Raw genomic sequence first — 26,441 nt, 5'->3', positions numbered from 1 at the left:
ACAGTTGAACCGCATACATCAGGCAAACCGCGACCGGACGATGATCACGTGCCCACCCAGAGCGCGGAAACGATCCAAAAAATACGCCGCAATCCCTGACACCCCACAACACCCCTGTGGGAGCGAATTCATTCGCGAGACGTTCGTGCAGCCGACACATCGTCATCGGCTGTACGATCTTCGCGAATGAATTCGCTCCTACAGTTAAACCGCATACATCAGGCAAACCGCGACCGAACGATGATCACGTGCCCACCCAGAGCGTAGTAACGATCAAGGACAACGGCGCTACTCCTGACTCACCGCAATACCCCTGTAGGAGCGAATTCATTCGCGAGAGGGCGGTACATCCGATGCAAATTTTTCGGCTGTACCGCCGCTTCGCGAATGAATTCGCTCCCACAGTTGAACCGCATACATCAGGCAAACCGCGACCGGACGATGATCACGTGCCCACCCAGAGCGCGGAAACAATCCAAAAACTACGCCGCAATCCCTGACACCCCACAACACCCCTGTGGGAGCGAATTCATTCGCGAGACGTTCGTACAGCCGACACATCGTCATCGGCTGTACGATCTTCGCGAATGAATTCGCTCCTACAGTTAAACCCTATTAATCAGGCAAACCGCGACCGGATGACGATCACGGCCACTGCTCCTTATTTCTTCCCCTTCACCACCAACTGCGCAGGCGCGTCGCCCAATGCCTGCCAGTTCGGCCGGTACATCGATTCCACTTGCGGCGGCGGGACGCGATAAGTCCCCGGCGTCACCGCCCGCGCCAGGTACAGCAAGTGCACAGTGTTGAACCCCTGCAAATCCACTGCCGCCACATAACGGTCGCCACGGAATTCTTGGTGTTTCAGCCCGGCGTTTTCCATCGACTCGCGCCACTGCTTCACCGACTCGCTAGCGTCTTCCAGACTCGCGGCACTTTGCGCCAGGTTCTGGTTTTCGATCTCAAGACCGGCTGGCAGCAGGTCTACCACCAACGCATCCGGCACGCGCTCCTTGGATTTCAGCTCCAGGTGCACCAGCACCAGTTCGCCACTCTTCAGCGCATTGAGGTTCAGCGCCTCGCCATCCATGCCGAGGTATTCGCGACGAATCGCCAGGTTCTCGCCCCCCGCCACCGGTGGCTGCGACGGATACCCGGAAATCGTCAGTTGCTGGTACAAGGTCTCGCCATTCGTGCTTTGAACGGTCAGCGGCGACGCCAACACCGAGCTGTCGAGCTTCACGCCCGGCTGATCGTTGCTCAGCTCTCGGTTGCTGCTGCCGCTGTTCAACGTCGCGGCCCACTTCGCCTCAGGTTTGCCGAGCAAATCACGTCCGGCAAGGAACAGTGAGTTGCGCTCTTGCGTCGAAAGATAACGACTCGCCGCGACCTGATCGGACAGCGCAAACAGCCGCTCCTCGACCTTGTCCGACGCCAGCTTGTTCTCTTCCAGCAACGACAGAATCAGCGCCTGATCGCGCAACGGGCTGCCGTAATCCGCCAGCCAGTCGTTGGCTTTGCGGCCCGCTGCCAGACCGGCCAGCAACGCCTGATCGGCACGCGGCTTGTCGCCCATTTTCTCCAGCGCGATGGACAACTGCACCAGTGGCAGACCCGAACGCGCATCGGTGCGGCGATCGAACAGACTGCGCAACGCCCCTAACGGCGCCTGCTGGCTGCGCGACAACACGAGGCCCGCATAGGCCTGCACGGCAAAGCGGGTGTGCTCGGCGTTTTCGCTGTAATTGACCTCGATCTGATTGCGCTCCTGCAGATAACGCAGCAGACGCTCGTTGGCCTTTTTCAGCGCATCCGGCGGTACCGCAAAACCCTGATCGCGGGCGCGCAGCAGGAAGTCGGTGACGTACGCCGTCAGCCAATACTCTTCCTCGCCGTCCGCGCCCCACAGGCCGAAGCTGCCGTTATAGCGCTGCATGCCCAGCAGGCGCTCGATGCCGATCTCGATCTTGCGTTTGCGCTCGGCGTCCGACTCGCCTTCCAGGCCAAGACGCTTGAGTATCGCAGCGTCGGCGTAGAGCGAAGGGTACAGCCCGCTGGTGGTCTGTTCCAGGCAACCATACGGGTAGGCTTTGAGCGCGCGGATCTGCTCGCCAAGGTTCAGCGGCGGACGGCTCGACACCGCCAGCAACGCTTCCCGGCCCGCCGGTTCGAAGGCGTCGAGCGCGCCGTCTGGCAGGCTCCAGGCCTGATCCTTGAGCACGGCGCGGTACTGACGCAGCATCGCCGGGTACGCGGGGCGCACGCCGATGGTCCACTCGCGGCTGAACGCGGGCAGGTTCTCACCCGGCAAGTCCAGACCGTTGACGGTCACGCGGATTACGCCCTTGCCGAAACCGCCCTGGGCCTTCACCGGAATCTGCAACGTGGTGCGCTGGCCCTGATTCAGGCTGACGGCTTTCGCACCCTCCCCTTCGCCCAAACTCAGTTGCCCGTCGGCCGTGACCTGCACGTTGAGTTTCTGCGGCTTGCCTGAGAGGTTCGACAGGTCCAGCGCCACTTTGGTCTGGTCGCCACCGGCCAGGAAGCGCGGCGCGGACAGCTCGGCAATCAGCGGCGCGGCCACGACGGTTTTCGCTTCGGCCATGCCGTAGCGCTCGTCGGTCCAGGCCTGCGCCATGATGCGCAGCTCGCCGTTGAAGTCCGGAATGTCGACGCTGACTTCGGCGTCGCCTTGCTCGTTCAACGTCACCGGCGCGCTTTGCAGGGCGACGATGGTCACGCTGGTTTCCGGACGCTTGCCGCCCTTGGCCAACGCCGCGTCACCGCCGAAGGCGAGGCTGGCCAGACGGTTACGTCCGGCTTCGATCAACTGCCCATAGATGTCGAGCTGATCGGCACCGTATTCCTTGCGACCGAACAGACTGGCGAACGGGTCCGGCGTAGCGTATTCGGTGATGTTGAGAATGCCCACGTCCACCGCTGCGACCAGCACGTGCACGTCTTTTGGGATCGAGCCGTCGGCGTTCTTGGCGTTGACCTTGAGCTTGAGCGGCTGCTTCGGACGCATCTTCTCCGGCGCCGTGACAGTCAGCGCCAGCTTGCGCTGCGAGCGATCCAGTGGCAGGTGCAGCACACCGACCGCGCGTTTCGGCGTGACGTTGGCCTTGCGCTCACCGGGACGAATCACCAGCGCGCTGACGTACAGGTCGTGACGCGCCCACTTCTTGTCCACCGGCACGTCGAAGGTCTTGCCCTCGGCAGGCACGTCGATCTCTTGCCACCACAGCGGCCCTTCGCTGGATTCCACCAGCAGGTAACCCTTGCCCGCTGACGGCGGCGTCACCATGACCTTGGCCGTGTCGCCGTCGGCGTAGGCCTTTTTGTCCAGCGCCAGCTTGACCTGATCGGGACGCACGGCGCCACCCTCGGCGTTGTCCTGCCAGCGGTAACCGGCCCAGAAACGCACGCTGCTGACGATGCCGGTGGCCGGGTCTTCGACCTCGACGCGATACGGACCCCACTCCACCGGGAAGCTGACCTTGGCGGTGGAATCCTTCTTCACGCTCACGGTTTCTTCGGACAGGTTCAGGTACTTCTCGTTGTAGTGATAGCTCCAGCCGTCGCTGTCCGAGTAGTTCCAGTAGTAGTCGCGACGCTCACGAATCAGCCGCACCTTGAGGTTGTCGGCGGCCAGCTTGTGGCCTTCGGCGTCGGCCATCAGCACTTCGAATTCCACCGGGCCATCGCCATCGGTGGCTTCACCGTCGAACAGGCCACGCAGGCCCGGCATCGTATCCGCAGGCCAGACCGGCTGGGTCAGACGGCGGGTGATCGGACGCCCGCCGGACTCTTGCAGGCTGGCTTGCAGCACCAATTGCAGCGGCGAACGGGCCTTGGCCCATTGGCTGTCGATGCTCAGGTCGAGCTGGCCGTTGGCGTCGAGGGTGCTGTCTTCGATTTCCAGGTCCTGCTTCAGGTCTTCTTCGGTGACCGAACCGAATTGATAGCCCGGCAGCCCCGGCACCGCTTCACGCAGAGGACGCACGTACAGCTGACCGGTCAGGCGGTTCCCCGACGCAGGCGCACCGTAGAGGTAACGGCCATTGATGGAAATGTCGAACGCTGCGTCAGGCGCCAGTGGCGTGTCGCTGCCTTTGAGTTCGAGGGCCATGCGCTCGGGCAGGAAATCCTCGACCTGAAATTCATACAGCTGCGGCTTGCCATCACCCAGATCGAACACCAGTTGCCAGCGCCCGGTCGGGGCTTCGTCCGACAGTTGCAGTTGATATTGATACAGCCCGGCGGCGTCGGCGTCCCACACGAATTTGCGACTGACCTGCTCATCCGGACGGCGCACTTCCACGGTGATCGGCTGAGCTTTCACACGCTTGCCGTCGTTGTCCCGCAGCAGACCGTTGAGCAGCACGACTTCGCCAGGGCGATACAAATCACGGGGGCCGAAGATGAAGAACTGCAACGGGTGCGCTTGGGGGCCGGTGATGTCGAACTCGGCCAGGTCCAGCGCGGCGCTATTGAGACGCAGCATGCTGGTCTGTTCGGCTTGCTTGGCCAGCAGCACCTCGGCCTTGGCGGGCAACGGCAGTTCGGCGTGACCGGCGTTGTCGGTCTTGCCTTGGCCGACCACGCGGCCCTTGTCGTCATACAGTTCCAGATCGACGCCGCTCAGGGCCTTGCCGCCTTCAAGCGCTTGGGTGAAGACGTCCAGACGATTGCTGTAGCGGTGCACCGAAAGACCGATGTCGCTGAGGGTGAACAGCGTTGCCGGTTGCGAATAGTTGTAGGTGCCCGAGGCGCGCATGACGGCCAGGTACACGCCCGGCTGTTGCAGCTGCTTGAGGCCTGCAATCGGCAGCAGCACGGTTTCCCGGGTGTTGCGCGCAGGGTTCAGGTCGAAACGGCCGCCGTAGACCAGATCGGCCATGGGCAGCAGCTCTTTGGATTCATAACTTTGCAGGCTGGACGCGCTTTCCCACGAACTCAGGAAAGCCGGCAGCGAGTCAGGCTTGATGCGAAAGAATTCGACATCGACTTTGTCGACGTTCAGCGCGATCACCGGCAGGCCTTCGGCCAGACGCGTCGGCAACAGGCTGCCTCGGCTGGCGAAGCCCACTGTGGCTTGCAGGTCGGAGGTTTCCAGACGGGCTGAATATTCCGACGCCAGCGTGTTGTTGTTCACTGCCACAAGACCGGGATCGATGGTCAGCACCAGCTTGCGCTTGGGCTCAAGGTGGCGCAGGCGCAGTTCCATGAGGTTGTCCGACAGCTCCCACGCGCCATCGACCTTGCCGTTCACGCTGTCCACCACGTGCACTTTTTCGGCGAATTTCTGGTCGGGACTCAGTGGGACGGAAAAGCTCAGCGACAGCGTGCTGGCGCCGTCGAGCTGGATTTCCGACACGTCCACCACCGTTAGCTCACGCCCGGCGTAACGCTTGCTCAGGGCTGGCAGGTCGACCGCAGGTTTGGGCTTGGCGGTGTCCACCGCCGCCGCTTGGGGCGCGACAGGTTGCGCGGGGGCTGGAGCGGGTTTGTCGGAGGTGGAGGAATCGCAGGCACTGAGCAGTACCAGCGCGCAGGCCAGGAACAATCCTTTGTTAAGCATGAGGCACTCATTGGCAGCAGTTGGTGTGGGGAGCAGCAGTTATAGCACCGCAATCGTGAACGTACAGCGCGGCGCCGAGATAGACCGTGGGTTTGTGCGTTTGTTCGCAGGGTGCTTCTGCCACAGAATCAAAAGTTCGGCCCGCGCCATCAGTCCGCATCTGCCGAAGGCGTAGGAGCTGCCGGGGTGGCGCTCCACCTTGCCTGCGATCTGGCGCGTAGCGGCAGTGAAACCGGACACCTCGGTTGTGTCAGATACAACTCATTCGTCGGGTTTACTGCCGCTTCGCGCCAGATCGTAGGCAAGCCAACTCCTACGGCCTTCGGCCAGAGTCAAGAGCAGAACGCGGTGTACATAGGCATTCGGCCAGAATCAGAAGCGTGCGTGCGTCGTGCTTAAGATTGCGTCATCTCAACCGCTGCTTTCGCTACAATGCCGCCCTTCCATCGTCGGTGCCCCTATGTCCCACTTCCTCTCCGACTGGCGTCAGCGCGTCACCCATCGACAGGTGTGGGCGCTGGCTGCGCCGATGATTCTGTCGAACCTCTCTGTGCCGCTGGTTTCGCTGGTGGACAGCACGGTGATTGGCCATTTGCCCCATGCCCATCAGCTCGGCGCGGTGGCGGTCGGTGGCACGCTGTACAGTTTTCTGGCCTGGGCGATGAGCTTTCTGCGCATGGGCACCACGGGATTCGCTGCGCAGGCGGCGGGGCGCAATGACGGCTCGGCGTTGCGTCAGGTGCTGCTTCAGGGTCTCTTGCTGGCGCTCGGGTTTTCGGTGTTGCTGGGGCTGATCGGCTTGCCGTTCCAGCATCTCGCGTTGCAGATCATGCAGCCCTCCCCCGACCTCAACGACCTGACGCAAGACTTCTTCCACACCCGTCTGCTGGGACTGCCTGCCGCGTTGGCGAGCTACGCGCTGGTGGGCTGGTTTCTCGGTCTGCAAAACGCCCGGGCGCCGCTGGCGATTCTGCTGACGACCAATCTTGTGAACGTCGCGCTCAACCTGTGGTTCGTGCTCGGACTCGACTGGGGCGTCGTTGGCTGCGCCCGCGCGTCGGTCATCGCGGAATGGGTGGGGGCCATGCTGGGTTTGGCGCTGACTCGCAAAGGGCTTCGTGATTATCCCGGCCAATTGATCGTGTCGGCGCTCAGGCGCTGGCACAACTGGCGGCCGCTGCTCGGGGTCAACCGCGACATTTTTATTCGCAGCCTGGTGCTGCAATCGGTTTTTTTCTTTATCACGGTGCAAGGCGCGCGGTTGGGGGATGCGACGGTGGCCGCCAACGCGCTGTTGCTCAACGGCTTGCTGCTGACCGCCAACGCACTGGACGGTCTGGCTCATGCCGTGGAAGCGTTGTGTGGCCATGCGATTGGTGCTCGGGACCGCGAAGCCCTGCGTCGCTCGTTGAATGTGGCGACAGGCTGGTCTTTGATCTGCAGCGTGGCGTTCGCGGTGTTTTTTCTGTTGGCCGGGCATCTGTTCGTCGAGATGCAGACTGACATCGTGGAAGTCCGCGAGATTGCCTTCGTTTACTTGCCTTACCTCGCCGTGCTGCCGCTGGTAGCGGTCTGGAGCTACTTGCTCGATGGCCTATTCATCGGCGCCACCCGCGCAACCGAAATGCGCAACGCGATGGTCGTCACCGCGCTGATCTCCGCGCCCTTTGCATGGCTGGCCCACGGTTTTGGCAACCATGGGCTGTGGGTGGCGTTTCTGCTGTTCATGGCGTTGCGGGCGGTGACGTTGGGCGTCATTGCGCGGCGGTTGAATCGCACGGGTGGGTGGTTTGTGTAGGTCGAAGTTGGCAACCTGCGGGCGCAGGCCTCAGCCCTGATGGCCTACCGAGTTCGATCTTGCCCATGAACAAACCGAACCACCTCATCCAGCACCGGCGCCAGCCCGCGCATTGGCCGTGAAAACGCGGCCACCAACGTCGCATGCCCCGGCTTGGAGAAGTACAGCTCACGCACCGGCACCCCCAATTCCCGCAACTGTTTGGCCATGCCGCCGGTGTTGCGCTCGGGATTGACGAGGGTGTCGTCCTTCGCCGCCATCAACAGCGCGGGGGGCGACGCGGCGCTGACGTGGTTGATGGGCTGCGAATCGGGTGGCGAATTCGGAAAATAAAACACCGGCTTCACCTCCGGGTTCTCAATCGGCAGGAAATCATAGGGGCCCGCCAAGCCGATCCAACCGCTGAGCATCGACGGTTTCATGCCCACCGTCGCCAACCATTTCGGGTCCAACGCCAGCATCGCCGCGTTGTACCCTCCCGCGCTGTGCCCCATCACGTAAAGCCGATCTGGATCGCCGCCATATTCGCGAATGTGTTGGCGGGTCCAGCCCACCGCACGCGCGCTGTCATCGAGAAAGCCCTGGTAATGCACCTGAGGATAAAGCCGGTAATCCGCCAGCACTGCCACGATGCCCCTCGAAGCCAGCGCCTCTCCGACAAAGCTGTAATCGGTGCGCGAGCCGCTGTTCCAGCTGCCGCCATAAAAAAACACCACCACCGGCGCATCGGCAGGTGCATCGACCGGCGTGTAGATATCCAGCCGATTGCGCGGGTCACTGCCGTACCCAAGGTCCGCCGTCCTGGTGAACGTACCCCCTGGCGTGAATGCGTTGAGGACCTTCAGCGGCGAACAGCCCATCAACAGGCCTAGCAATCCGCCCGCGAGCAACAGTCGACATGCAATTCTGATCATTGAGGCTTGCCAGGGCGTGAGACAAAGAGTCGGTACAGCTTACGACTCCGCCCCGCCCGCTGAATTCAGAACATGTGCGCCTCCTCCCTCACCTTCCGCTTCGATTTCCGCTTCGGCCTCAGCCTCGGCAATGGAAGACAGCATCACTTTCAGCCCGCTCAATGAAACGCTTTTCGAATCGATGGTCACGAGACTCGTGCCCACCCTGAAATGCATTTCATGGTGCGCGGCCAGCCGCATGACCAGTTGGTCGTCGACAGAGAATTGCCGGGATTCGTCGAGAAACGCCGACGTGTCGATCCGGGTGGTCAACACCCGGCGAGTCAGCGAGGCGGGGTCCGGACGGGCACGCGGGTTAATGTCCGGGTCCCATAACCGGTCGCTGATATAAGGCAAGTTGGGGTTCCCATCACGAAAATTCACCACCACTTCCATGCCCCCCCACCACGGCTGATCACGCTGGTTCAGCGCCGGATCGACGGGAATCCAGCAATCGTTGAATCGAGCGCCATCCCCTTGATTGCTCCACTCAAACCGCACCTGAATCCGGCCCCGGTCGTCACGCCGGGCGGGTTCGAACAATCCACCGACGACGCAGGCCTGCTGCATGCACATCTTGGGTGCCAAGGGCGGTATCCGTGCTTGCAGGCTGTGACTCGGCTCCTGGACAACCCATTCGGGTGGCTGAAGGCTCACGCCGTCCGGGAGGTCTTCGGAAAAGACGACGACATGCCCGGTTCGAGCATGCAGGAAGTGGTAGTGCATGTTTTCTTCTTCGCACAAGCGCTGTACCAACTGCAGATCGGTTTCGCAGTACTGGGCGCAATAATCGCGTGTCATGCACGGCTGCTTGCGACGCCAGAAGAAACCCGAGTCATCGATCCCGTGCTCACTCAGCACCTGCGTAATGATCTGCTCGGCGCACATCCCCTGGAAGATCCGTTGGTTGTGACGATAAGCCATCAGACCGAGCCGTGGGCCCACGGTGATCAAGTAACGCGAGGGCGTGCGCTGGTTGAGGTCGCTGGAGGCGCGTTCGCTGCTGCTACTGCGCATGATGCTCTGGACATGGCCGTGAATACCCGACCTCGATCCCGCCGGATACAGAAAGCAGGCACCGAACAGCAGTTCATGGGCATCCACCGCGCCGTTCGGGCTGAGAATTTCAAGTTGAAAGCTATAGGGTTGGTCGGCAAATTCGTGCCCTTCGCAGGTCAACACCTCGAATGAGCGTTTGTGGCGACTGATGTCCAGACGCAGGTGGGGTATGTCGTTAAACGGGTGCATGGCGCGGGATGTCCTCGGCGAGCGGTTTCAGGCGGCCGGGGATTCTGTAACAGAAGATGCGTCAAGTAGAGGGGGTAAACGCAGAACAGGAAATGGCCTACACGCAGGGACAGCAGGCGATTGAGAATCTGTAGGAGCGACGGATTTTGAAGGTATTTATAGCGTCAAAAAACGCCTTGAAAGGGGGCACGCATCTCTGTACAGCACGGCTTGCCGGTGATGGCGGTGTTGAAATCGCCACCGTCGACAAGCCGTGCTGTACAGGTTTACGTCATCGAACGTACCGGCGCATGCCTTACGACGACAGGTACGAAGACCGCGTCAGGCCCAGGCGCAGCGCGTCCAGAAACTGCGTGCGCTCGCGCGGGGTGATGCGCGCACCGGCGACCTTGTCGCGGTAGTGCGTCATCAACTCTTCGGGCGACAAGTGCACGTAACGCAGCATGTCTTCGATGGTGTCGTGGGTTTCGATACCCGCTGAGTACGCGCTGCCGTCCTGATTCTGGTAAATGTTCACCGAGTCGGTGTCACCGAACAGATTGTGCATGTCGCCCAGGATTTCCTGGTACGCGCCGACCAGAAATACGCCCAGCAGATAGTCCTCGCCTTCGTTCAGGGCATGGACCGGCAGGCTGGTTTCGATGCTCTGCTCGTCGACATACTGGTTGATCTTGCCGTCGGAGTCGCAGGTCAGGTCTTGCAATACGGCACGACGGTTCGGCTCTTCGTCCAGACGGTGCAGCGGGATGATCGGCAACACTTGGTCAATCGCCCAGGTGTCCGGCAGGCTCTGGAACACCGAGAAATTGCAGATGTACTTGTCGGCCAGCTTGTCGTTGAGTTCGTCCAGCACCTGGCGATGAGAACGCTGACGCGCTTTCAACGAGTTGTGCAGCCGGCGGCACACGGCGAAATAGCACTGCTCACCCAAGGCTTTCTGGGCCAGGGTGATCTTGCCGTCCGAATACTGGGTGGCGATGTCGCTCATGTAGTGCGTGGCGCGCCAGTAAGTTTCGGTGACCATCTCGATGTCGGTCGGGCCGAGCAGGTCGATCAGCCATTGCAGGGTTTCCGGCAAGCTTTCCTTGTCGTCGATCACCGGCACTTCGTCGTTGTGACGCTCGACGTCGGTGACCTGAATCACCAGCATCGCATGGTGCGCGGTCAGCGAACGGCCACTTTCCGAGAAAATGTGCGGATGCGGCAGGCTTTGCGCATCGCAGAATTCCTTGAGCATGCCAACCACGACACCGGCGTAATCGTCCATGTCGTAGTTGATGGAGCTGGCGTTGCGGGAATGCGTGCCATCGTAATCGACGCCCAGACCGCCGCCGACGTCGATGTGGTCGACCGGCAGGCCCAGATTGCGCAGCTCGCCGTAGTAACGAATCGCTTCTTTGAAGCCGTGCTGGTAGTCCGCCAGGTTGGCGATCTGCGAGCCCATGTGGAAGTGCAGCAGGCGGATGCCTTGATCCAGACCGGCCTTGGTGAAACGCTCGACCACCGACAGCAATTGCGCAGCAGACAGACCGAACTTGGACTTCTCGCCCCCGGTGTCGGCCCATTTGCTCGACGCCAGCGACGACAGACGAACCCGCAGGCCCACCTGCGGCGCGACTTTCAGCTCGGCGGCTTCCTCAATGACCAGTTCGACTTCGGATTCTTTCTCGATGACGATGAAAACGTTATGGCCGAGCTTCTGGCCCATCAGCGCCAGACGAATGAATTCGCGGTCCTTGTAACCGTTACAGACGATGGTGCCGCCTTTCGGGGCCAACGCCAGCACGGCCATCAGCTCGGGCTTGGAGCCGGCTTCCAGACCGATGGAGACGTTTTGCGTGGCGATGATGTTCTCCACCACCGCTTCCTGCTGGTTCACCTTGATCGGGTACAGCGCGGTGTATTGGCTCTGATATTCCAGACGCGCGATGTTCTCGTCGAAGGCGCCCGTCAGTTGGCGCACGCGGTCTTGAAGAATGTCGGGGAAACGCACCAGCAACGGCAAGGACAAGCCGCTCTTGCGCAGTTGGTCGACTTGCTCATAAAGGTCGATGGGCGAACTGCCCGGCCCATTGGGGCGGACTTCAACACGGCCGGCTTCGTTGATTGCAAAATAACCAGCCCCCCAATGACGAATCCCGTAGACACTGCGGCTGTCCGCCACGGTCCATTGGCTGCCATCGTCTTTGCGTGTGCGTCGTACGGACATCGAAGTCCCCTATATAAAAGTCATAAAGCCCCGGCCTGACCGGCTGGGCGCAGTGTATAGAGTGGAAATGACGGTTTGGCGCCAGCCCGCATGGCTCTGTAGACCCATGACACGAACCAGAGTTTGTTTTTTGAAAACAGACGCCCGACCGAAAACGAAACCAGAGGCGATTCGACAGGACGGTTCAACCGCCTGACTTTTTCGCCTTGAAGCCTTGCTTGACCAGTTCCGCCAGCAGTGTCTCGACGTGATCACCCTGAATTTCGATCACGCCATCCTTGAGCGCACCACCGGTTCCGCAACGACGTTTGAGCGTAGTCGCCAGTTCCTTGAGTGCATCCTCGGCCAGCGGCACACCGGTGATGGTGGTCACGGTTTTACCGCCCCGGCCTTTGCTTTCGCGGCGCACACGGGCAATGCCATCACCTTCGGGGATAACGGATTTCTTGCAGATACAGGCATCGACGGGCTGACGGCAGTCTGGACAGTGGCGTCCAGCGTCGGTCGAAAACACCAGGCCACCGAGGGCAGCGAAGGATGCGGCTTTTTTGGCCACCGGGAATCCTCTTCTTGAGGACCAAAGTCTGGTCGGGCAGAACGGTTAAACCCCAGTCTGCGGAACCGACCGCGAAGCCCCACTCAGGCAGGGGCAGCGCAACCGGACCGTGAAGCCAGTCCGGCGTGAAAAGTCGCGCAGTGTAACGGCAAAAAGCGCAGATGCTAAGTGCAAATATGCGCCAATTTACGGGACATTTGCGACGTCGCCCAAATAGCGCTTCAACGCCGCCAGAGAGTCCGGGCAATAAGGCTTTTTGGTGGTTTCGCGCAGCACCTGTTCGATGCCGATGAAACGCGCTTCGAGCACTTCTTCCGGTTGCAGTTTCAGCGGCCCGTCCCAGACCGCCGAGAACACGGCACACCAGAGTCGGTTACCCGGCTGATCGAAAAAAAACTCTTCATGAGCGGTCAGCTCGACGCCCGCCACACCCAACTCTTCTTCCAGTTCTCGCGCAGCCGATTCGACGTAGCTCTCGTCCGCCTGAACCATGCCCCCTGCCGCGACATCCCAGAATCCGGGATAGATCGCTTTGCTGAGGGTGCGGCGGTGCACGCAGAGTTCGCCTGATGAGTTGAACAGCAGAATGTAGGTGCCGCGACCGATCAGGCCACGCTCGCGCAACTCGGCACGAGGCAAGGAACCCAGCAACCGATCCTGACGGTCGACCCAGGCAATGAGTTCGGCGTCGGAAGCCGCGCGGTGCGCGACTTCGTTTTCAGAGACTGACACCGATCAACCCTGAGACAGCAGCTGACGCAGATCGATGACCGCTGCGTTGGCCCGCGACAAATAGTTGGCCATGACCAGCGAGTGGTTGGCGAACACGCCGAACGGGCTGCCGTTGAGAATGACCGGGCTCCACATCGGCTCTTGCGAGGCTTCCAGCTCGCGAATGATCTGACGCACGCTCACGGTGGCGTTTTTCTTGGCCAGCACGTCTGCGAAGTCGACTTCGATGGCGCGCAGCAAGTGGGACAGCGCCCACGCCTGACCACGGGCCTCGTAGAAGACGTTGTCGATCTGCATCCACGGGGTTTCGACGATTTCTTCATCGACCTGCGGCACTTCGCCCGGCTTCACGGTCACGGTGGACTGCGCTTCGGTTTTCAATGTGCTATTGAGCTTCACGCGACCAACGCTGGCGGACAGGCGCTGGGACAGCGAGCCCAGACGGGTGCCGACGTCGCCCAGCCAGTTGTTGAGGTTGTCAGCGCGTGTGTAGAACAGCGCGCCCTTCTGATTCGGGTCGGACAGGCGCGCCTGATAACGGCTCAGCGCGGCGATGCCTTCACGGTACTGGGACTCGCTGGACGGAAGAATCCAGCTCTTGTTGTCGAAGTTGAACAGCGGCTCGGCGCGGGCCAGATCGCCATCTTCAGCCGACTGGGACTGCGAGCGGGCGAAGTCTTTACGCAGTGCACGGCTCAGGTCGCGGACCTGGACCAACACGCCATATTCCCAGCTCGGGGTGTTATCCAGCCAAAGGCCTGGCGGGAAACGGTCGTTGGAAATGTAGCCGCCGGGCTTGTCGAGAAGGGTCGACGCGACGGTCTTCAGGGTTTCGACGGTGGTGTAGCCGATCACCATCTGCTTGCCTTCGCGCTCGGCAGCAGCCTGCGCCTGTTGCTGGACCGGAAACAGTGGGGGCTCGCTGCTCCACCAGATACCGAGCGCCACGGTAACGACCAAGTAAATGCCAACCACCGAGCCCACGGCACGGCTGAGCAGCAATCCACTCAAGTACCCACGAGGCGCGCGCGATTCTTTGCCTACTGGCTTTTCCTCAACACGCTCACTCCCGCCCGCAGCGCCCGAGCGCTTCTTCCAATCCAGCATGGCCTTGTCCTTTCAATCACGGAATTCAGTGCTTCTGACCGCAACCTTACAGCAAGGTGCGTTTGGCAGGAACGTGAAGGATGGCTCAAATGCGTAATCGACGGGTCCGTGTGCGTCATGCGAGGCGCTGTCAGGTTTTGCTGGCCAGGATGGCCGAAGACGGTGGTCGCCATCGGATTTCAGCCTGGAAACGTGAATTGCCATGCAACAAATCTGCTCACGACTGTCACATGCAACGCGCCTGGATGCCTCATCCATTCCCCTACACAACGCCGGTAGCCTTGGCACGTATTTGGCTTGCAAAGACAGAAAGTTGACGTGAATAAATGACAACAAAATGACTTACGGCGCACTTGTGTGGGAAAAGTAGTGCTAGCATAGCGCCAGCATCCGTATCAGGGTTTCCCCTAGAAGTAGTCAGGACATGACCGAAGCAGAAGATCCGAGCCGAGACCGTCTCAAGCACCATTTCGCCCAGCGCGTCATTCACCAGGCCCGTCAGATCCTGGAGGTCTGGCAACGCCTGCAACAAAGCGAATGGACGGCTGCGGATCTGGAAGAACTCAGCGACTCCAACCAGCGCCTGCTGCGGTTCGCCGAGCGCTTCGAACAGGAAGAACACGCGCATCTGGCGCGTGGCATCGCTCAGTCCCTACTGGAAGTGGAAGCCAATCGCGGCCGCTTGAGCAGTGCGTTGATCACCGACCTGAACCGCCTGATGCAGCGCCTTTCCCGCACGGGCTTGCGTCATGGCGATCGGCTGGAACACACGTCGCTGCCACCGCTGCGCAAGCCGATTTACGTGATGCTGCAAGATCACGAACGCGCTGAACGCCTGGCGAAACAGCTGGAATTTTTCGGTCTGAGCGCGCAGTCCATGGAAAGTCCGCAGGCCTTCCACGCCACCCTGGCCGAGCGCTTGCCCGCCGCCGTGGTGATGGACGTGGATTTCGGGGGTGTGGGCGAAGGGTTAAAGCTCGCTGCCAAAATGCAGGAAGGTCTGGAACAGAAACTGCCCCTGCTGTTTTTCAGCCATCACGAGACCGACACGCCCACGCGGCTGGCCGCTGTCCGCGCCGGTGGCGAAGAGTTTTTGACCGGAACGCTGGAAGCTTCCAGTTTGCTCGAAAAAATCGAGATTCTGACGCGGGTCGCGCAGTACGAGCCGTATAAAGTGCTGATCATCGACGACTCTCGTGCCCAGGCCACGCACACCGAACGGCTGTTGAACAATGCCGGCATCGTGACGCGCACACTGTTCGACCCGATTCAGACGATGGCTGAGCTGGCGGACTTTCAGCCGGACCTGATCATTCTCGACATGTACATGCCCGGCTGCACCGGCACCGAGCTGGCGAAGGTCATTCGTCACAACGACCGTTACGTCAGTGTGCCGATCATTTACCTGTCCGCCGAAGACGACCTGGACAAACAGCTGGACGCAATGAGCGAGGGCGGTGACGACTTCCTGACCAAGCCGATCAAGCCGCGCCATCTGATCACGACGGTGCGCAACCGCGCCGCTCGGGCGCGAAACCTCAAGGCCCGGATGGTCCGGGACAGCCTGACCGGCCTTTACAACCACACGCACATCCTGCAACTGCTGGAAGATTGCAGCTTCCGCGCGCGCCGGGAAAACAAGCCCCTGAGCTTCGTGATGCTGGACATCGACCACTTCAAGAAGGTCAACGACGGTCACGGCCACCCCATGGGCGACCGTGTGATCAAGAGCCTCGCGCTGTTCCTCAAGCAACGCCTGCGTAAGACCGATTACATTGGCCGCTACGGCGGTGAGGAATTCGCGGTGGTCATGCCTGATACCGACCTCAAATCGGCCTTCGGCGTGCTGGACGAGATTCGTCGCCGATTCGCGGAAATTCATTACCCGGCGCAACCGGTGGACCTTTTCTGCACCTTCAGCGCAGGCGTAGTGGAACTGGAAGAAGGCGATGATGCGCTGATGCTGGCGTCTCAGGCGGATGACGCGTTGTATCGCGCGAAAAAGGCCGGACGCAATCAGGTCCACACGTTGCGTGAAGACATCATGCAGGCCAAAAAGCACTCGCCGCTGGATGTCGTGAACTGACGAGGATCGTCAACGAGACAATCCCTCGGTGGTTTGAAGAAACGTCATGATGGCGCTGACGACGCTCTCCGGTTGCTCCTGCTGAACCCAGTGCCCTGCACCCGGTATCGACTCGACGAACCGCATGTCGGTGCACGCCGTGTTTTGCATCGTTTCCAGCGCGCCAGGGGCTTGAAAGGCCCCCCAATCTTTCTCGCCATAGATAAAGCACGAAGGCACGTTGATCGTGCGCTCCGCAAACACGTTCAACTCATGATCGTGATCGGCCAAGAAGCTGCATCGATACCAGTTGAGCCCGCCTTGAAAGCCAGTCCGTTGAAATTCCGCGGTGAAGAACGCAAGGTCCGATCCAGTCAACCACTCGCTCCGCTTGGCCTCCGTGGCATCCGGCGCATCAGCATCGATAGCGGCGGGCATGCTGTCATCCAGCCCCATGATGTAGTACGGCGGCATCTTCACGAGCTCATCGGCTGACCATGCGAGTAACAGAAAAGGCGAATTGCCTGACCAGTCGCCGCTTTTGACGTGGAAATACGTTCGTAAAAAACGAGCGAGGCCTCCTTCCGGCTCGGTCATGTCGCGATTGGCGCTCCGGGTGCAGTAATAGTGCTGGTAGTGTTTTTTCGGCGGAGTTAAGGCCGCAAGCATCTCGCTCATGTCGGGCCCATCAACGGCGTTCGCCAACAGCGGAGGCCCACTGAACGGCGCGCTCATCAACACGACAGCGCGAAAGATATCCGGCCTGACCAACGCGCAATAGGCCGCGACGGGTGAGCCGAAGTCGTGCCCTACTACGGCGGCAACGGAGTCACGCCCCATGGCCGCCAGCAACGCAATAGCATCGCGTACCAGATTCAACATGAAAAAAGGCCGCAGGTCCGTCTCGTACTCCGCCTCCCATCCTGTCGTTCGGCCATAACCTCGCTGGTCGGGCGCGATGACGTGATACCCCTGCCGCGACAATCCAAGCAGGGTAGTTCGCCAGCTGTAGGCCAGCTCCGGAAAACCATGGAGCAGCAGGATGCAAGGCCTCTCAGGATTGGAATACCCGGCCTCCAGCACATGCATGCTCAGGCCGTTTACGCCCTCGATCTGACGGGAGCGGATGCCCTCCGGCAGTGGCATCTCGTCGAGATACTCCGTGTCAGTCATCGCGTAAAACCTTCAGGCGAAAGAGCAGGTCAGCCAGGATCGTCATCCGTTCATGACACTACGGGCAACGTCAGTTGCCTGAATCCTAGCCAGCGTCGGATGGGAACGACAAACGAATATTTATCGCCGAATGAATAAGCGTAACTAATGCATGCACGGTTTTACGCGTCCACTCATGAGTCATTCCCAAGGGTGGGAATCCGTTGAACGATCCCGGGCGGCCTCTTCGTGCAGCCAGGCGATGAACTCGCGGATGTGTGGGCGCTTGATCGCGGCGGGCGGGTAGATCACGTAATACGCCGAGTTCGTTTCAACGGTGTGCTCGAACGGCTTGACCAGACGCCCTGCCGCCAGATGCCCGGCAACCAGCGCAAGCCCGCACAACGCCACGCCTTGCCCGTCGATGGCGGCTTGCGTCACCACGTTGGTGTCATCGATGACCACACCGCTTTCCGGCTTCACGCCTTCGGCACCGGCACTGGCCAGCCACTCGCGCCAGCCCTCACGGTCGTAATCATGCAGCAGTGTGTGGTGAGCCAGATCCGACGGGGTGCGCAGCGGAGATGATCCCGTCAGTAGAGCGGGGCTGCACACGGGCGCAAACCCAAGCCCCATCAAACGCTCGGCCGTTAGACCCGGCCAGTCATCGCTCCCCCAGCGCACGGCCAAATCCAGCTCTTCGTGGGCGAATAGCGTTCTTTGCACCGAATGGTGCAAGCGTAAATCGACACCCGGATGGCGTGCCCAAAAACGCCCAAGCCGAGGGGACATCCAGCTCGCACCAAACGAAGGCTCCAGGCCCACTGTCAGGGAGTGAGTGCCCTGGCTTGCGCGAAGCGTGGTGACGGCTTCGCCGATTTGCTCGAACGCGGTTTGCACGACGGGCAACAGCAGCCGTCCCTCGTCCGTCAAACGGAGCTTGCGAATCATCCGATGAAACAACGGGACGCCTAGGTGCTCTTCCAGTTGCTTGATCTGGTGGCTGATGGCGGCTTGCGTGATATGCAACTCATCCGCGGCCCGCGTGAAGCTCAAGTGCCGCGCAGACGCCTCGAAGCCTCGCAGAAGATTCAACGGTGGAAGACGCGACTGCATGGCTTGACCTCATGGATTATGTGCATTGATGCATCCCGTGAGCATTGGTTGTTTGTCACGCCCCACGAAACGGGATAAAAATTGATCCATCGGGGCAAGTCAAGTGATAGCAATGGCGATCCCCATGACGTGAGCCTTATCACCGAAAGGATGAGTTCGACATGCAGCACACTCTTCATCAGGATCGCCTGGCACCTGCTTTTACGAGCTTCACTGAATCAACGGCCGAGGATTGGAAGCACATCGAACACCTGTGCGACGTCTATGAGCGTGGCTTGGCAGACCGCGTGCTGAAAAACCTCGAAACGCTGAAAGGCAGCACCCTGGGTTTCCCGGTTGATCGCTACGAGCATTCACTGCAAGCCGCGACCCGCGCCGTGCGCGACGGGGCCGACGAGGAAACCGTGGTCTGCGTCTTGCTGCACGACATCGGCGACGACATCGCACCTTACAACCACGGCGAATTGGTCGCGGCGATCCTCAAGCCCTACATCTCGGCCGACAACCACTGGATGCTGTCCAAACACGCGATTTTTCAGGGTTATTACTACTTCCATCACATTGGCCGTGATCGCAACGAGCGCGATAAATACCGAGACCACCCGGCCTTCGAGCGCTCGGCGATGTTCTGCGAACGCTGGGACCAGACCGCATTCGATCCCGATTACGACACCCTGCCACTGGAGTATTTCGAACCGATGGTGCGACGGGTTTTCGCCCGTCCGGCGTTTGGGGGTGAGAAGGCGTTTGCGTGAGGGGTCGAGTGAGGATGCTTGATTTTCTAGAATGATCAGGCATCCATGATATTCAGAATCCACATCGCCGCCATCGAAGCTGCCCCGATTGATAATGGCAGAACAGCCAACAGCCTTAACCCCGTAGGAAACTCGACCAGATCAGCGGGTTCAAGCAACCCCCGCTTTATGTAAAGCCGTGGCTGCAGCAGGCATCCGGCAATCATTCCCAAGCGAATCTGCCGTCCAAACACCCCTGTGCCTGAGACGCGATAATTTACGTCGTGCATGATTCGACTTCTGCTCAAATAGCCTTCCATTGTTTCGAGTTTGCCGAACATGGCATAGGCCATAAATCCAACGGCAACCAGAAACACCCCAGCACAAACCAAGTAAACCCCATCAATCACTTCCAGGGTCATTGTTCGAACCACGAAAAAAGATGTTGTCCCGTCACCGCACCCATCGGGCTACCCAGCTCTGCGCCGCCAATAGCGCCCGCCACACCAAACACGACAGCGCAGCCAATCAGCACGGTCCCAGCAGACGGAAGACCCAGAGCTGCGCAAACACTTCCTGAAACTGCAGCACCGGCGCCGCCGACCAACATGGAACCGGCGATCCCCCCAACAGCCCTCCCACTCTCCACATACTTCGCCTTGGTGCAGACATCTTCCTTCCCCAACGAACATGCCTCCTGAATCTCCAGCGCTCCAACCCCGACATCCAGCGCAACGCCCACATAGGTGCCTCGACTCAGCACCTTGGCCGTCGCGGAAATCCGCCTCACGTTGTACGCGTACCCCCTCAACTGCCCGGTGTGCAGGAAGCGTTTAGTGGAAATGCCGAGGATGTCTTTGATTTTGCCTTGATTGCCGAGTCCGGAACCGAGGCGGCCAATGTTCTGTAAACGGGTTTCGATCTTTGAAAACAGCACCTGTCGCTGGGCGAAGAACTGATTATTGGTGAGCGCGCCTGATCGCCAGCGCTGCATAAGGTTTTCGACTTCCTTGAGCAGTTTTTCAAGTTCTCGTAAATGCCCGCCCCACGCACCGGTCGCGCTGCCGATACCGATGGACCCGTAGCCCATGATGCTTTGCAGCACGTCGTAATTCTGGACCATGACCTGACTGCTGTGCGGGTCATGTCCCACCATCGACAGGCGGACATTGCTGGCCAGCAGCATCAGCTCGTTTTCTTCAGGGGTGCACAGGTGCGAAGGCCCATCCATCATCACCACGACTTGGCCGGGCAGGATCGGATGGGGGCGAAGATGGGCGTTGAGCTGGTCGAACTTCGCGCGAGCGCTGGCGGGAACCTTCAGCGTGTAATCCCGGAACTGGTAATAGTCTCGGACTTCGTCATTGATGAACGCATAGGGCCTGGACAATGGGCTCCCTCTCAGGTGCAGGTATGAGGGAAGAACATTGGTTCGGAATGAACGCGCTGTCAGTAAACAACGCGTTGAATTTGTGCTGACTACAAAGGTTTCAGAAAGAACCTACAGCCCCCTCGTCCCTTCTCTGCATCCCCTCCCACCCTGCGTTATCATGCGGCGACTTTTGAGATGCGAGACCGCCATGCGCCGCCTGCTTTGTCTGATTTTGCTGACCCTCGCCCTGCCTGCTTTCAGCGCGAGCCTGTTGGACAGTCGGCCCAGTTCAGGGCTCGGGAGTCCGACGCTGGGCAGTAGCTCGGCACTGGGCAGTTCCAGCATCGACAACAGCAAGGATTTCCTGCCCGTTCGCCAGGCGTTCCAACTGAACCTGATCGATACCTCCCCGGCGTCGATCAAGCTGCAATTCGTCGCCGCTGAAGGCTATTACCTCTATCGCCACCGCTTCCAGTTCCGTACAGAACCTGCGGATGTCTTGGGCGCGGCGCAACTGCCCGACGGTGAGAAGAAACACGACGAATACTTCGGCGACGTCGAGGTGTATCACGGAATTCTCGACATCAACCTGCCGCGCAAAGCGGGCGACACGCGGCCCTTCACGCTGGTCGTGACGTACCAAGGCTGCGCGGATAAAGGCCTTTGCTATCCCCCTGAGACCCAGCGCCTGAGCATCGGCGACACGGCCTCCGTCGCTGACATCGCGGCACCCACGACCACGCCGAGCCAAACGCCTTTCAGCTGGAAACAACTGGCGCTGTTCTTCCTCGCGGGGATTGGCCTGACGTTCACGCCGTGCGTACTGCCGATGCTGCCGATCCTCTCCGGCGTCGTGCTGCGTGGGCAGATCGGTGGACTGCGCGGTTTCTCTCTGTCCCTTGCCTACGTGCTGCCGATGGCGATCTGTTTCGCGATGCTCGGCGCACTGATGGGGATGTTCGGCGCCAGCCTCAATCTTCAGGCCCGGCTGCAATCGGCCTGGGTGCTGGTGCCGTTCGCCTTGTTTTTCGTGGTGTTTGCCATCGCGATGTTCGGGGTGTTCGAACTTCGCTTGCCTCGCGCCTTGAATGAGCGGCTTGACCGCATCGCTGGCAACACCGAAGGCGGATCGCTGTGGGGCGCTGCCGTCCTGGGCGTTGTATCAAGCCTGCTGGTGTCGCCCTGCGTATCAGCGCCCTTGGCCGGTGCCCTTCTTTATATAAGCGCCAGCGGAGACACCGTGGGCGGCGCACTTAAACTCTTCGCCCTCGGACTCGGCATGGGCGCGCCACTGGTGCTGGTGGCGACGGGCGGCGCGGCATGGCTGCCGAAGAGCGGACCGTGGCTGGTCACCGTCAAAAATGCGATTGGCGTGTTGCTGCTGGCGTTGGCCATTGGCCTGCTAGGTCGGGTGATCCCTGGGGAAGCCACGTTGCTGCTGATCGGACTGCTGTGGGCAGGGGTCGCGGTGTTTCTCGGCGCGCTGGAATTCACCGTCAAAACCACCCGGGGCCGCCTCGCTCAGCTACTCGGGGTTTTCCTGTTGGTCTACGCTCTCTGCTGCTGGTACGGGGCCTTCAGCGGCCAGACCGATCCGTTGCGGCCATTGGGGCGTGCATCTACCACGCAACTCTCGGGAGATAGCAGCGGCGGAGAGCAATGGCAGACTGTCACCGAAGTCTCGGCGCTGAAACAGATTCTTGCTGAGGCGAAAAGCGCCGAAAAACCGGTGTTGGTGGATTGGTACGCGGACTGGTGCATCAGCTGCAAGGTCATCGAGCATGAAGTGTTGCCCGATCCAAAAATTGTCAGCCAACTCAAAGGCTTTCGCCTGGTTCGCTTCGACATGACCGACAGCAATGCCGAACAGCGCACGCTGCTCGACACTTACAAACTGTTTGGCCCGCCTGCTCTGCTGTTTTTTGGAAAAGACGGGAACGAGCTGACAAATGTGCGCGTCGTCGGCGAAATCGACGTGGAAGCCTTCTCCGAGCGGCTTTCTAGAGCAAATGACCAAATTTAGCCTCTTAGTCACAAATTTTGCGCGAACATCGGTCATCGTGCTGAACATTGTCGATATCTGGGTCGGTAACTGGACAGTCCAATACGCTTTCCGGCATAGTCGCTCCGCATCAATGGCTCGCACCTGCGGTGAGCGTCGAAAAAGCACCCAACAAGGAACACACGATGGCGACCTTTCTGGTTCTTCACGGACCTAACCTGAACTTGCTGGGCACCCGTGAACCGGGGATCTACGGCTCGATCACGTTGGCCGACATCAACCAGGATCTGGAAAAGCGCGCGCGCGAAGCCGGCCACCATCTGATGTACCTGCAAAGCAATGCCGAGTATGAATTGATCGACCGCATTCACGCTGCCCGCGATGAAGGCGTGGATTTCATTCTGATCAATCCGGCTGCTTTCACTCACACAAGTGTCGCAATACGTGACGCATTGCTGGGAGTGAGCATCCCATTCATCGAAGTGCACCTCTCGAACGTGCACAAACGCGAACCTTTCCGCCATCACTCCTACTTTTCAGATGTTGCTGTAGGTGTGATCTGCGGCCTTGGCGCCAGCGGATACCGACTGGCCCTGGAGGCCGCCCTGGAACAACTGGCCACCCGTTCGAAGGCATGAACGAGCAGTTTCGCACTGAGCCCCATGACCTGAACCGGCCACAAAATACCCCTGACCGTCCCTTGGGAGTTGATGATTAATGGATATCCGTAAAGTCAAGAAACTGATCGAATTGCTGGAAGAGTCCGGCATCGACGAATTGGAAATCCGTGAAGGCGAAGAGTCCGTACGAATCAGCCGTCACAGCAAGACTCCAGCACAGCAGTACTACGCGCCTGCCCCGGTTGCCGCGCCTGCCGCTGCACCTGCACCTGTTGCCGCTCCGGCCGCAGCAGAAGCGCCATCGGCACCCAAACTGAACGGCACCGTTGCCCGTTCGCCAATGGTCGGTACCTTCTACCGCAAAGCTTCGCCAACCTCGCCAGCCTTCGCTGAAGTCGGCCAGACCGTGAAGAAAGGCGACACCCTGTGCATCGTCGAAGCGATGAAAATGATGAACCACATCGAAGCCGAAACCAGCGGCGTGATCGAGTCCATCCTCGTCGAAGACGGCCAGCCGGTTGAGTACGACCAGCCGCTGTTCACCATCGTTTGAACCGCGGAGTGCCTTTGATGACGAATCCTGCGAAGTTGGAAAAAGTGCTGATCGCCAACCGCGGTGAAATCGCTCTGCGGATTCTGCGGGCTTGCAAAGAGCTGGACATCAAGACCGTCGCCGTTTACTCCAAGGCCGACAAGGAACTGATGCATCTGGGTCTGGCCGACGAATCCGTCTGCATCGGTCCGGCATCGGCCTCTCAGTCTTACCTGCACATCCCGGCGATCATCGCGGCAGCCGAAGTGACTGGCGCCACGGCCATCCACCCAGGCTATGGCTTTCTGGCGGAAAACGCCGATTTCGCCGAGCAGGTCGAGAAATCCGGTTTTGCCTTCATCGGCCCGAACGCTGACACCATTCGCCTGATGGGCGACAAGGTGTCGGCCAAGGACGCGATGATCCAGGCAGGCGTTCCGACCGTACCGGGTTCCGATGGCCCGCTGCCCGAAGACGAAGAAGAAGCGCTGCGCATCGGCCGTCAGGTCGGTTATCCGGTGATCATCAAGGCCGCTGGCGGCGGCGGTGGTCGCGGCATGCGCGTCGTGCACAAGGAAGAGGACCTGATTTCCTCGGCAAAACTGACACGTTCGGAAGCTGGCGCCGCCTTCGGTAACCCGATGGTGTACCTGGAGAAGTTCCTGACCAACCCGCGGCACGTAGAAGTTCAGGTGCTGTCCGACGGTCAAGGCCAGGCGATCCACCTGGGCGACCGTGACTGCTCGCTGCAACGCCGTCACCAGAAGGTGCTGGAAGAAGCACCAGCGCCAGGTATCGACGAAAAAGCCCGCGCCGAAGTGCTGGCTCGCTGCGTCAAGGCGTGCATCGACATCGGTTATCGCGGTGCCGGTACGTTCGAATTCCTGTACGAAAACGGTGCGTTCTATTTCATCGAAATGAACACCCGCGTGCAGGTTGAGCACCCGGTTTCGGAAATGGTCACCGGCATCGACATCGTCAAGGAGATGCTGAGCATCGCCGCTGGCAACAAATTGTCGTACACCCAGGACGACGTGAAGATTCACGGTCACGCCCTTGAGTGCCGGATCAACGCCGAGGACCCGAAAACCTTCATGCCGAGCCCAGGCACGGTCAAGCATTTCCACGCCCCGGGCGGCAACGGCGTTCGCGTCGACTCGCACCTGTACAGTGGTTATGCCGTTCCGCCGAACTACGACTCACTGATCGGCAAGCTGATCACCTGGGGCGCGACCCGCGAAGAAGCCATGGCTCGCATGCGCAACGCCCTGGACGAAATCGTGGTTGACGGGATCAAGACCAACATCCCGCTGCACCGTGATCTGACCCGCGATGAAGGTTTCTGCAAAGGCGGCGTCAACATCCACTACCTGGAACACAAACTGGCCGCCGAGAAACACTGACCGGTCAGATTGTGCGACAGAACGACAAAGCCGCTTTCGAGCGGCTTTGTTGTTTCTGAAGCCCGGACCGCCTACCTGCTTCTGCCGAAGGCGTAGGAGTTGGCTTGCCTACGATCGGCTGCAAAGCAGTCGTAAAACCGGCCATCTCGATTCCCCTGATACACCGCATTCGCAGGCTTTGCTGCCGCTTCGCGCCAGATCGCAGGCAAGCCAGCTCCTACGCTCATCGGGCAGAATCAAAAGCCAATCCCCGCATCACCCTCTTTGTTGTTTCCTCCCGAACCCCGTAAACTTGCCGGTCTTTCGCGGCGCTGCGCCGCTCTGTCCATTTTCAATTCGAAGGTAATCCGCCATGCCTTGGCTGCAAGTCCGTCTCGCCATCAGCCCAGAACAAGCCGAAACCTACGAAGACGCGCTTCTTGAAGTCGGTGCCGTGTCCGTGACCTTCATGGACGCTGAAGATCAGCCCATCTTCGAACCTGAACTGAACACCACGCCGCTGTGGTCCCACACGCACCTGCTGGCCCTTTTCGAGGCCGACACCAACGCCGATCAGGTCCTCGCTCACCTGACGCTGCTGACCGGCGCACCGTTGCCTGAACACACCCACGAAGTCATCGAAGATCAGGATTGGGAACGCAGCTGGATGGACAACTTCCAGCCCATGCGTTTCGGACAGCGACTGTGGATCGTGCCAAGCTGGCACGCCGCGCCGGAGCCGAACGCTGTCAACCTGCTGCTCGATCCGGGTCTGGCGTTCGGCACCGGCACCCACCCGACCACTGCCCTGTGCCTGGAGTGGCTGGATGGCCAGGACCTGACCGACGCCAATGTGCTGGATTTCGGGTGCGGCTCGGGCATCCTTGCCATCGCTGCCCTGCTGTTGGGCGCGAAACATGCAGTGGGTACCGACATCGACGTGCAGGCCCTGGAAGCCTCGCGCGATAACGCCGGTCGCAACCATGTACCGGCGGAGAAGTTTCCGTTGTACCTGCCGGAAGACCTGCCAAAAGCGCCAGCCGACGTATTGGTGGCTAATATTCTGGCTGGGCCGCTGGTTTCTCTGGCACCTCAGCTGGCGAGCCTGGTCAAATCCGGTGGCCGACTGGCGTTGTCCGGCATTTTGGCCGAACAAGGCGAAGATGTTGCTGCTGCGTACGCTGACACGTTCGAGCTGGACCCGATCGCCAACCGCGACGGCTGGGTCCGGATCACCGGTCGCCGTCGCTGATAGCCATTGATCACAACCCTTTAGGCG

General features: G+C 60.3%; 19 protein-coding genes. 8 read left to right on the top strand and 11 right to left on the bottom strand.

The window, feature by feature from the left end; all coding sequences use genetic code 11:
• Positions 1-661 precede the first annotated feature (661 nt).
• On the bottom strand, positions 662-5,584 hold the full coding sequence (locus ACIQAL_RS17630; RefSeq protein WP_401147686.1) for an alpha-2-macroglobulin family protein: 4,923 nt from the start codon (positions 5,582-5,584) through the stop codon (positions 662-664).
• A gap of 460 nt (positions 5,585-6,044) precedes the next feature.
• On the opposite strand from ACIQAL_RS17630, the gene ACIQAL_RS17625 reads away from it, so the two are divergent.
• Positions 6,045-7,382 carry an MATE family efflux transporter gene (locus tag ACIQAL_RS17625; protein ID WP_401147683.1) on the top strand — a complete coding sequence of 446 codons (1,338 nt, stop codon included), beginning with the start codon at positions 6,045-6,047 and terminating at the stop codon, positions 7,380-7,382.
• Positions 7,383-7,426: 44 nt separating this feature from the next.
• On the opposite strand, the gene ACIQAL_RS17620 is transcribed toward ACIQAL_RS17625, so the two are convergent.
• The 6 genes from ACIQAL_RS17620 to ACIQAL_RS17595 all read right to left on the bottom strand — a co-directional run bounded on the left by ACIQAL_RS17620 (position 7,427) and on the right by ACIQAL_RS17595 (position 14,187).
• The gene (locus ACIQAL_RS17620; protein WP_401147680.1) at positions 7,427-8,296 is read right to left on the bottom strand and encodes an alpha/beta hydrolase; all 870 of its coding nucleotides are present in this window, start codon (positions 8,294-8,296) and stop codon (positions 7,427-7,429) included.
• A gap of 39 nt (positions 8,297-8,335) precedes the next feature.
• Positions 8,336-9,583, bottom strand: a complete 1,248-nt coding sequence (locus ACIQAL_RS17615) for a contractile injection system protein, VgrG/Pvc8 family (protein WP_401147678.1) — start codon at positions 9,581-9,583, stop codon at positions 8,336-8,338.
• Between the two features lie 295 nt (positions 9,584-9,878).
• Positions 9,879-11,792 carry an arginine decarboxylase gene (speA, locus tag ACIQAL_RS17610; RefSeq protein ID WP_166595922.1) on the bottom strand — a complete coding sequence of 638 codons (1,914 nt, stop codon included), beginning with the start codon at positions 11,790-11,792 and terminating at the stop codon, positions 9,879-9,881.
• A 184-nt stretch (positions 11,793-11,976) separates the two neighbouring features.
• Positions 11,977-12,348 carry a translation initiation factor Sui1 gene (locus ACIQAL_RS17605; RefSeq protein ID WP_092407562.1) on the bottom strand — a complete coding sequence of 124 codons (372 nt, stop codon included), beginning with the start codon at positions 12,346-12,348 and terminating at the stop codon, positions 11,977-11,979.
• A gap of 186 nt (positions 12,349-12,534) precedes the next feature.
• A complete protein-coding gene (locus tag ACIQAL_RS17600) occupies positions 12,535-13,080 on the bottom strand; it encodes an NUDIX hydrolase (RefSeq protein WP_401147676.1) in 546 nt (181 codons plus the stop codon).
• A gap of 3 nt (positions 13,081-13,083) precedes the next feature.
• On the bottom strand, positions 13,084-14,187 hold the full coding sequence (locus ACIQAL_RS17595) for a DUF2333 family protein (protein WP_401147674.1): 1,104 nt from the start codon (positions 14,185-14,187) through the stop codon (positions 13,084-13,086).
• A gap of 424 nt (positions 14,188-14,611) precedes the next feature.
• Between ACIQAL_RS17595 and ACIQAL_RS17590 the strand changes: the two genes are divergently transcribed.
• Positions 14,612-16,273, top strand: coding sequence for a diguanylate cyclase (locus ACIQAL_RS17590; RefSeq protein ID WP_401147671.1), 1,662 nt, complete (start codon positions 14,612-14,614; stop codon positions 16,271-16,273).
• Positions 16,274-16,282: 9 nt separating this feature from the next.
• Here ACIQAL_RS17590 and ACIQAL_RS17585 read toward each other — a convergent pair whose 3' ends face one another.
• On the bottom strand, positions 16,283-17,425 hold the full coding sequence (locus ACIQAL_RS17585; protein ID WP_401147668.1) for an alpha/beta fold hydrolase: 1,143 nt from the start codon (positions 17,423-17,425) through the stop codon (positions 16,283-16,285).
• A gap of 180 nt (positions 17,426-17,605) precedes the next feature.
• Complete coding sequence (gene gcvA / locus ACIQAL_RS17580; RefSeq protein ID WP_401147665.1) at positions 17,606-18,520, bottom strand: transcriptional regulator GcvA; 915 nt, start codon at positions 18,518-18,520, stop codon at positions 17,606-17,608.
• 161 nt (positions 18,521-18,681) lie between these two features.
• On the opposite strand from gcvA, the gene ACIQAL_RS17575 reads away from it, so the two are divergent.
• Positions 18,682-19,275, top strand: a complete 594-nt coding sequence (locus tag ACIQAL_RS17575; protein ID WP_401147663.1) for an HD domain-containing protein — start codon at positions 18,682-18,684, stop codon at positions 19,273-19,275.
• 35 nt (positions 19,276-19,310) lie between these two features.
• On the opposite strand, the gene ACIQAL_RS17570 is transcribed toward ACIQAL_RS17575, so the two are convergent.
• The gene (locus ACIQAL_RS17570; RefSeq protein ID WP_401147660.1) at positions 19,311-19,676 is read right to left on the bottom strand and encodes a hypothetical protein; all 366 of its coding nucleotides are present in this window, start codon (positions 19,674-19,676) and stop codon (positions 19,311-19,313) included.
• Complete coding sequence (locus ACIQAL_RS17565; RefSeq protein WP_401147657.1) at positions 19,673-20,644, bottom strand: hypothetical protein; 972 nt, start codon at positions 20,642-20,644, stop codon at positions 19,673-19,675. Before ACIQAL_RS17565 ends, ACIQAL_RS17570 begins: the two co-directional genes overlap by 4 nt.
• Before the next feature lie 190 nt (positions 20,645-20,834).
• On the opposite strand from ACIQAL_RS17565, the gene ACIQAL_RS17560 reads away from it, so the two are divergent.
• The 5 genes from ACIQAL_RS17560 (at position 20,835) to prmA (ending at position 26,414) form a co-directional block, all read left to right on the top strand.
• Positions 20,835-22,649 (top strand): protein-disulfide reductase DsbD, encoded by a 1,815-nt coding sequence (locus ACIQAL_RS17560; RefSeq protein ID WP_401147655.1) that lies wholly within the window; start codon positions 20,835-20,837, stop codon positions 22,647-22,649.
• Positions 22,650-22,813: 164 nt separating this feature from the next.
• Entirely contained in the window at positions 22,814-23,266 is a 453-nt protein-coding gene (gene aroQ / locus ACIQAL_RS17555) for a type II 3-dehydroquinate dehydratase (RefSeq protein WP_074751988.1), read from the top strand.
• Between the two features lie 79 nt (positions 23,267-23,345).
• The gene (gene accB, locus ACIQAL_RS17550; RefSeq protein WP_166595933.1) at positions 23,346-23,801 is read left to right on the top strand and encodes an acetyl-CoA carboxylase biotin carboxyl carrier protein; all 456 of its coding nucleotides are present in this window, start codon (positions 23,346-23,348) and stop codon (positions 23,799-23,801) included.
• Between the two features lie 17 nt (positions 23,802-23,818).
• Positions 23,819-25,183, top strand: coding sequence for an acetyl-CoA carboxylase biotin carboxylase subunit (gene accC, locus ACIQAL_RS17545; protein WP_166595934.1), 1,365 nt, complete (start codon positions 23,819-23,821; stop codon positions 25,181-25,183).
• A gap of 352 nt (positions 25,184-25,535) precedes the next feature.
• On the top strand, positions 25,536-26,414 hold the full coding sequence (gene prmA / locus ACIQAL_RS17540) for a 50S ribosomal protein L11 methyltransferase (RefSeq protein ID WP_401147650.1): 879 nt from the start codon (positions 25,536-25,538) through the stop codon (positions 26,412-26,414).
• The last annotated feature ends 27 nt before the right edge of the window (positions 26,415-26,441 follow it).

Origin of the sequence: Pseudomonas sp. NPDC088368 (assembly GCF_044753445.1) — a bacterium.
Classification (GTDB): Bacteria; Pseudomonadota; Gammaproteobacteria; order Pseudomonadales; family Pseudomonadaceae; genus Aquipseudomonas; species Aquipseudomonas bambusae.
The sequence above is the reverse complement of the archived record's forward strand: the minus strand, read 5'-3'. Positions and strand labels throughout refer to the sequence as shown.

Coding starts and splice junctions, on each gene's coding strand:
- accB (WP_166595933.1), top strand. CDS start 23,346: ATGGATATCCGTAAAGTCAAGAAACTGATCGAATTGCTGGAAGAGTCC.
- gcvA (WP_401147665.1), bottom strand. CDS start 18,520: ATGCAGTCGCGTCTTCCACCGTTGAATCTTCTGCGAGGCTTCGAGGCG.
- speA (WP_166595922.1), bottom strand. CDS start 11,792: ATGTCCGTACGACGCACACGCAAAGACGATGGCAGCCAATGGACCGTG.
- ACIQAL_RS17615 (WP_401147678.1), bottom strand. CDS start 9,583: ATGCACCCGTTTAACGACATACCCCACCTGCGTCTGGACATCAGTCGC.
- ACIQAL_RS17590 (WP_401147671.1), top strand. CDS start 14,612: ATGACCGAAGCAGAAGATCCGAGCCGAGACCGTCTCAAGCACCATTTC.
- ACIQAL_RS17595 (WP_401147674.1), bottom strand. CDS start 14,187: ATGCTGGATTGGAAGAAGCGCTCGGGCGCTGCGGGCGGGAGTGAGCGT.
- ACIQAL_RS17585 (WP_401147668.1), bottom strand. CDS start 17,425: ATGACTGACACGGAGTATCTCGACGAGATGCCACTGCCGGAGGGCATC.
- ACIQAL_RS17620 (WP_401147680.1), bottom strand. CDS start 8,296: ATGATCAGAATTGCATGTCGACTGTTGCTCGCGGGCGGATTGCTAGGC.
- ACIQAL_RS17570 (WP_401147660.1), bottom strand. CDS start 19,676: ATGACCCTGGAAGTGATTGATGGGGTTTACTTGGTTTGTGCTGGGGTG.
- aroQ (WP_074751988.1), top strand. CDS start 22,814: ATGGCGACCTTTCTGGTTCTTCACGGACCTAACCTGAACTTGCTGGGC.
- ACIQAL_RS17575 (WP_401147663.1), top strand. CDS start 18,682: ATGCAGCACACTCTTCATCAGGATCGCCTGGCACCTGCTTTTACGAGC.
- ACIQAL_RS17625 (WP_401147683.1), top strand. CDS start 6,045: ATGTCCCACTTCCTCTCCGACTGGCGTCAGCGCGTCACCCATCGACAG.
- ACIQAL_RS17560 (WP_401147655.1), top strand. CDS start 20,835: ATGCGCCGCCTGCTTTGTCTGATTTTGCTGACCCTCGCCCTGCCTGCT.
- prmA (WP_401147650.1), top strand. CDS start 25,536: ATGCCTTGGCTGCAAGTCCGTCTCGCCATCAGCCCAGAACAAGCCGAA.
- accC (WP_166595934.1), top strand. CDS start 23,819: ATGACGAATCCTGCGAAGTTGGAAAAAGTGCTGATCGCCAACCGCGGT.
- ACIQAL_RS17630 (WP_401147686.1), bottom strand. CDS start 5,584: ATGCTTAACAAAGGATTGTTCCTGGCCTGCGCGCTGGTACTGCTCAGT.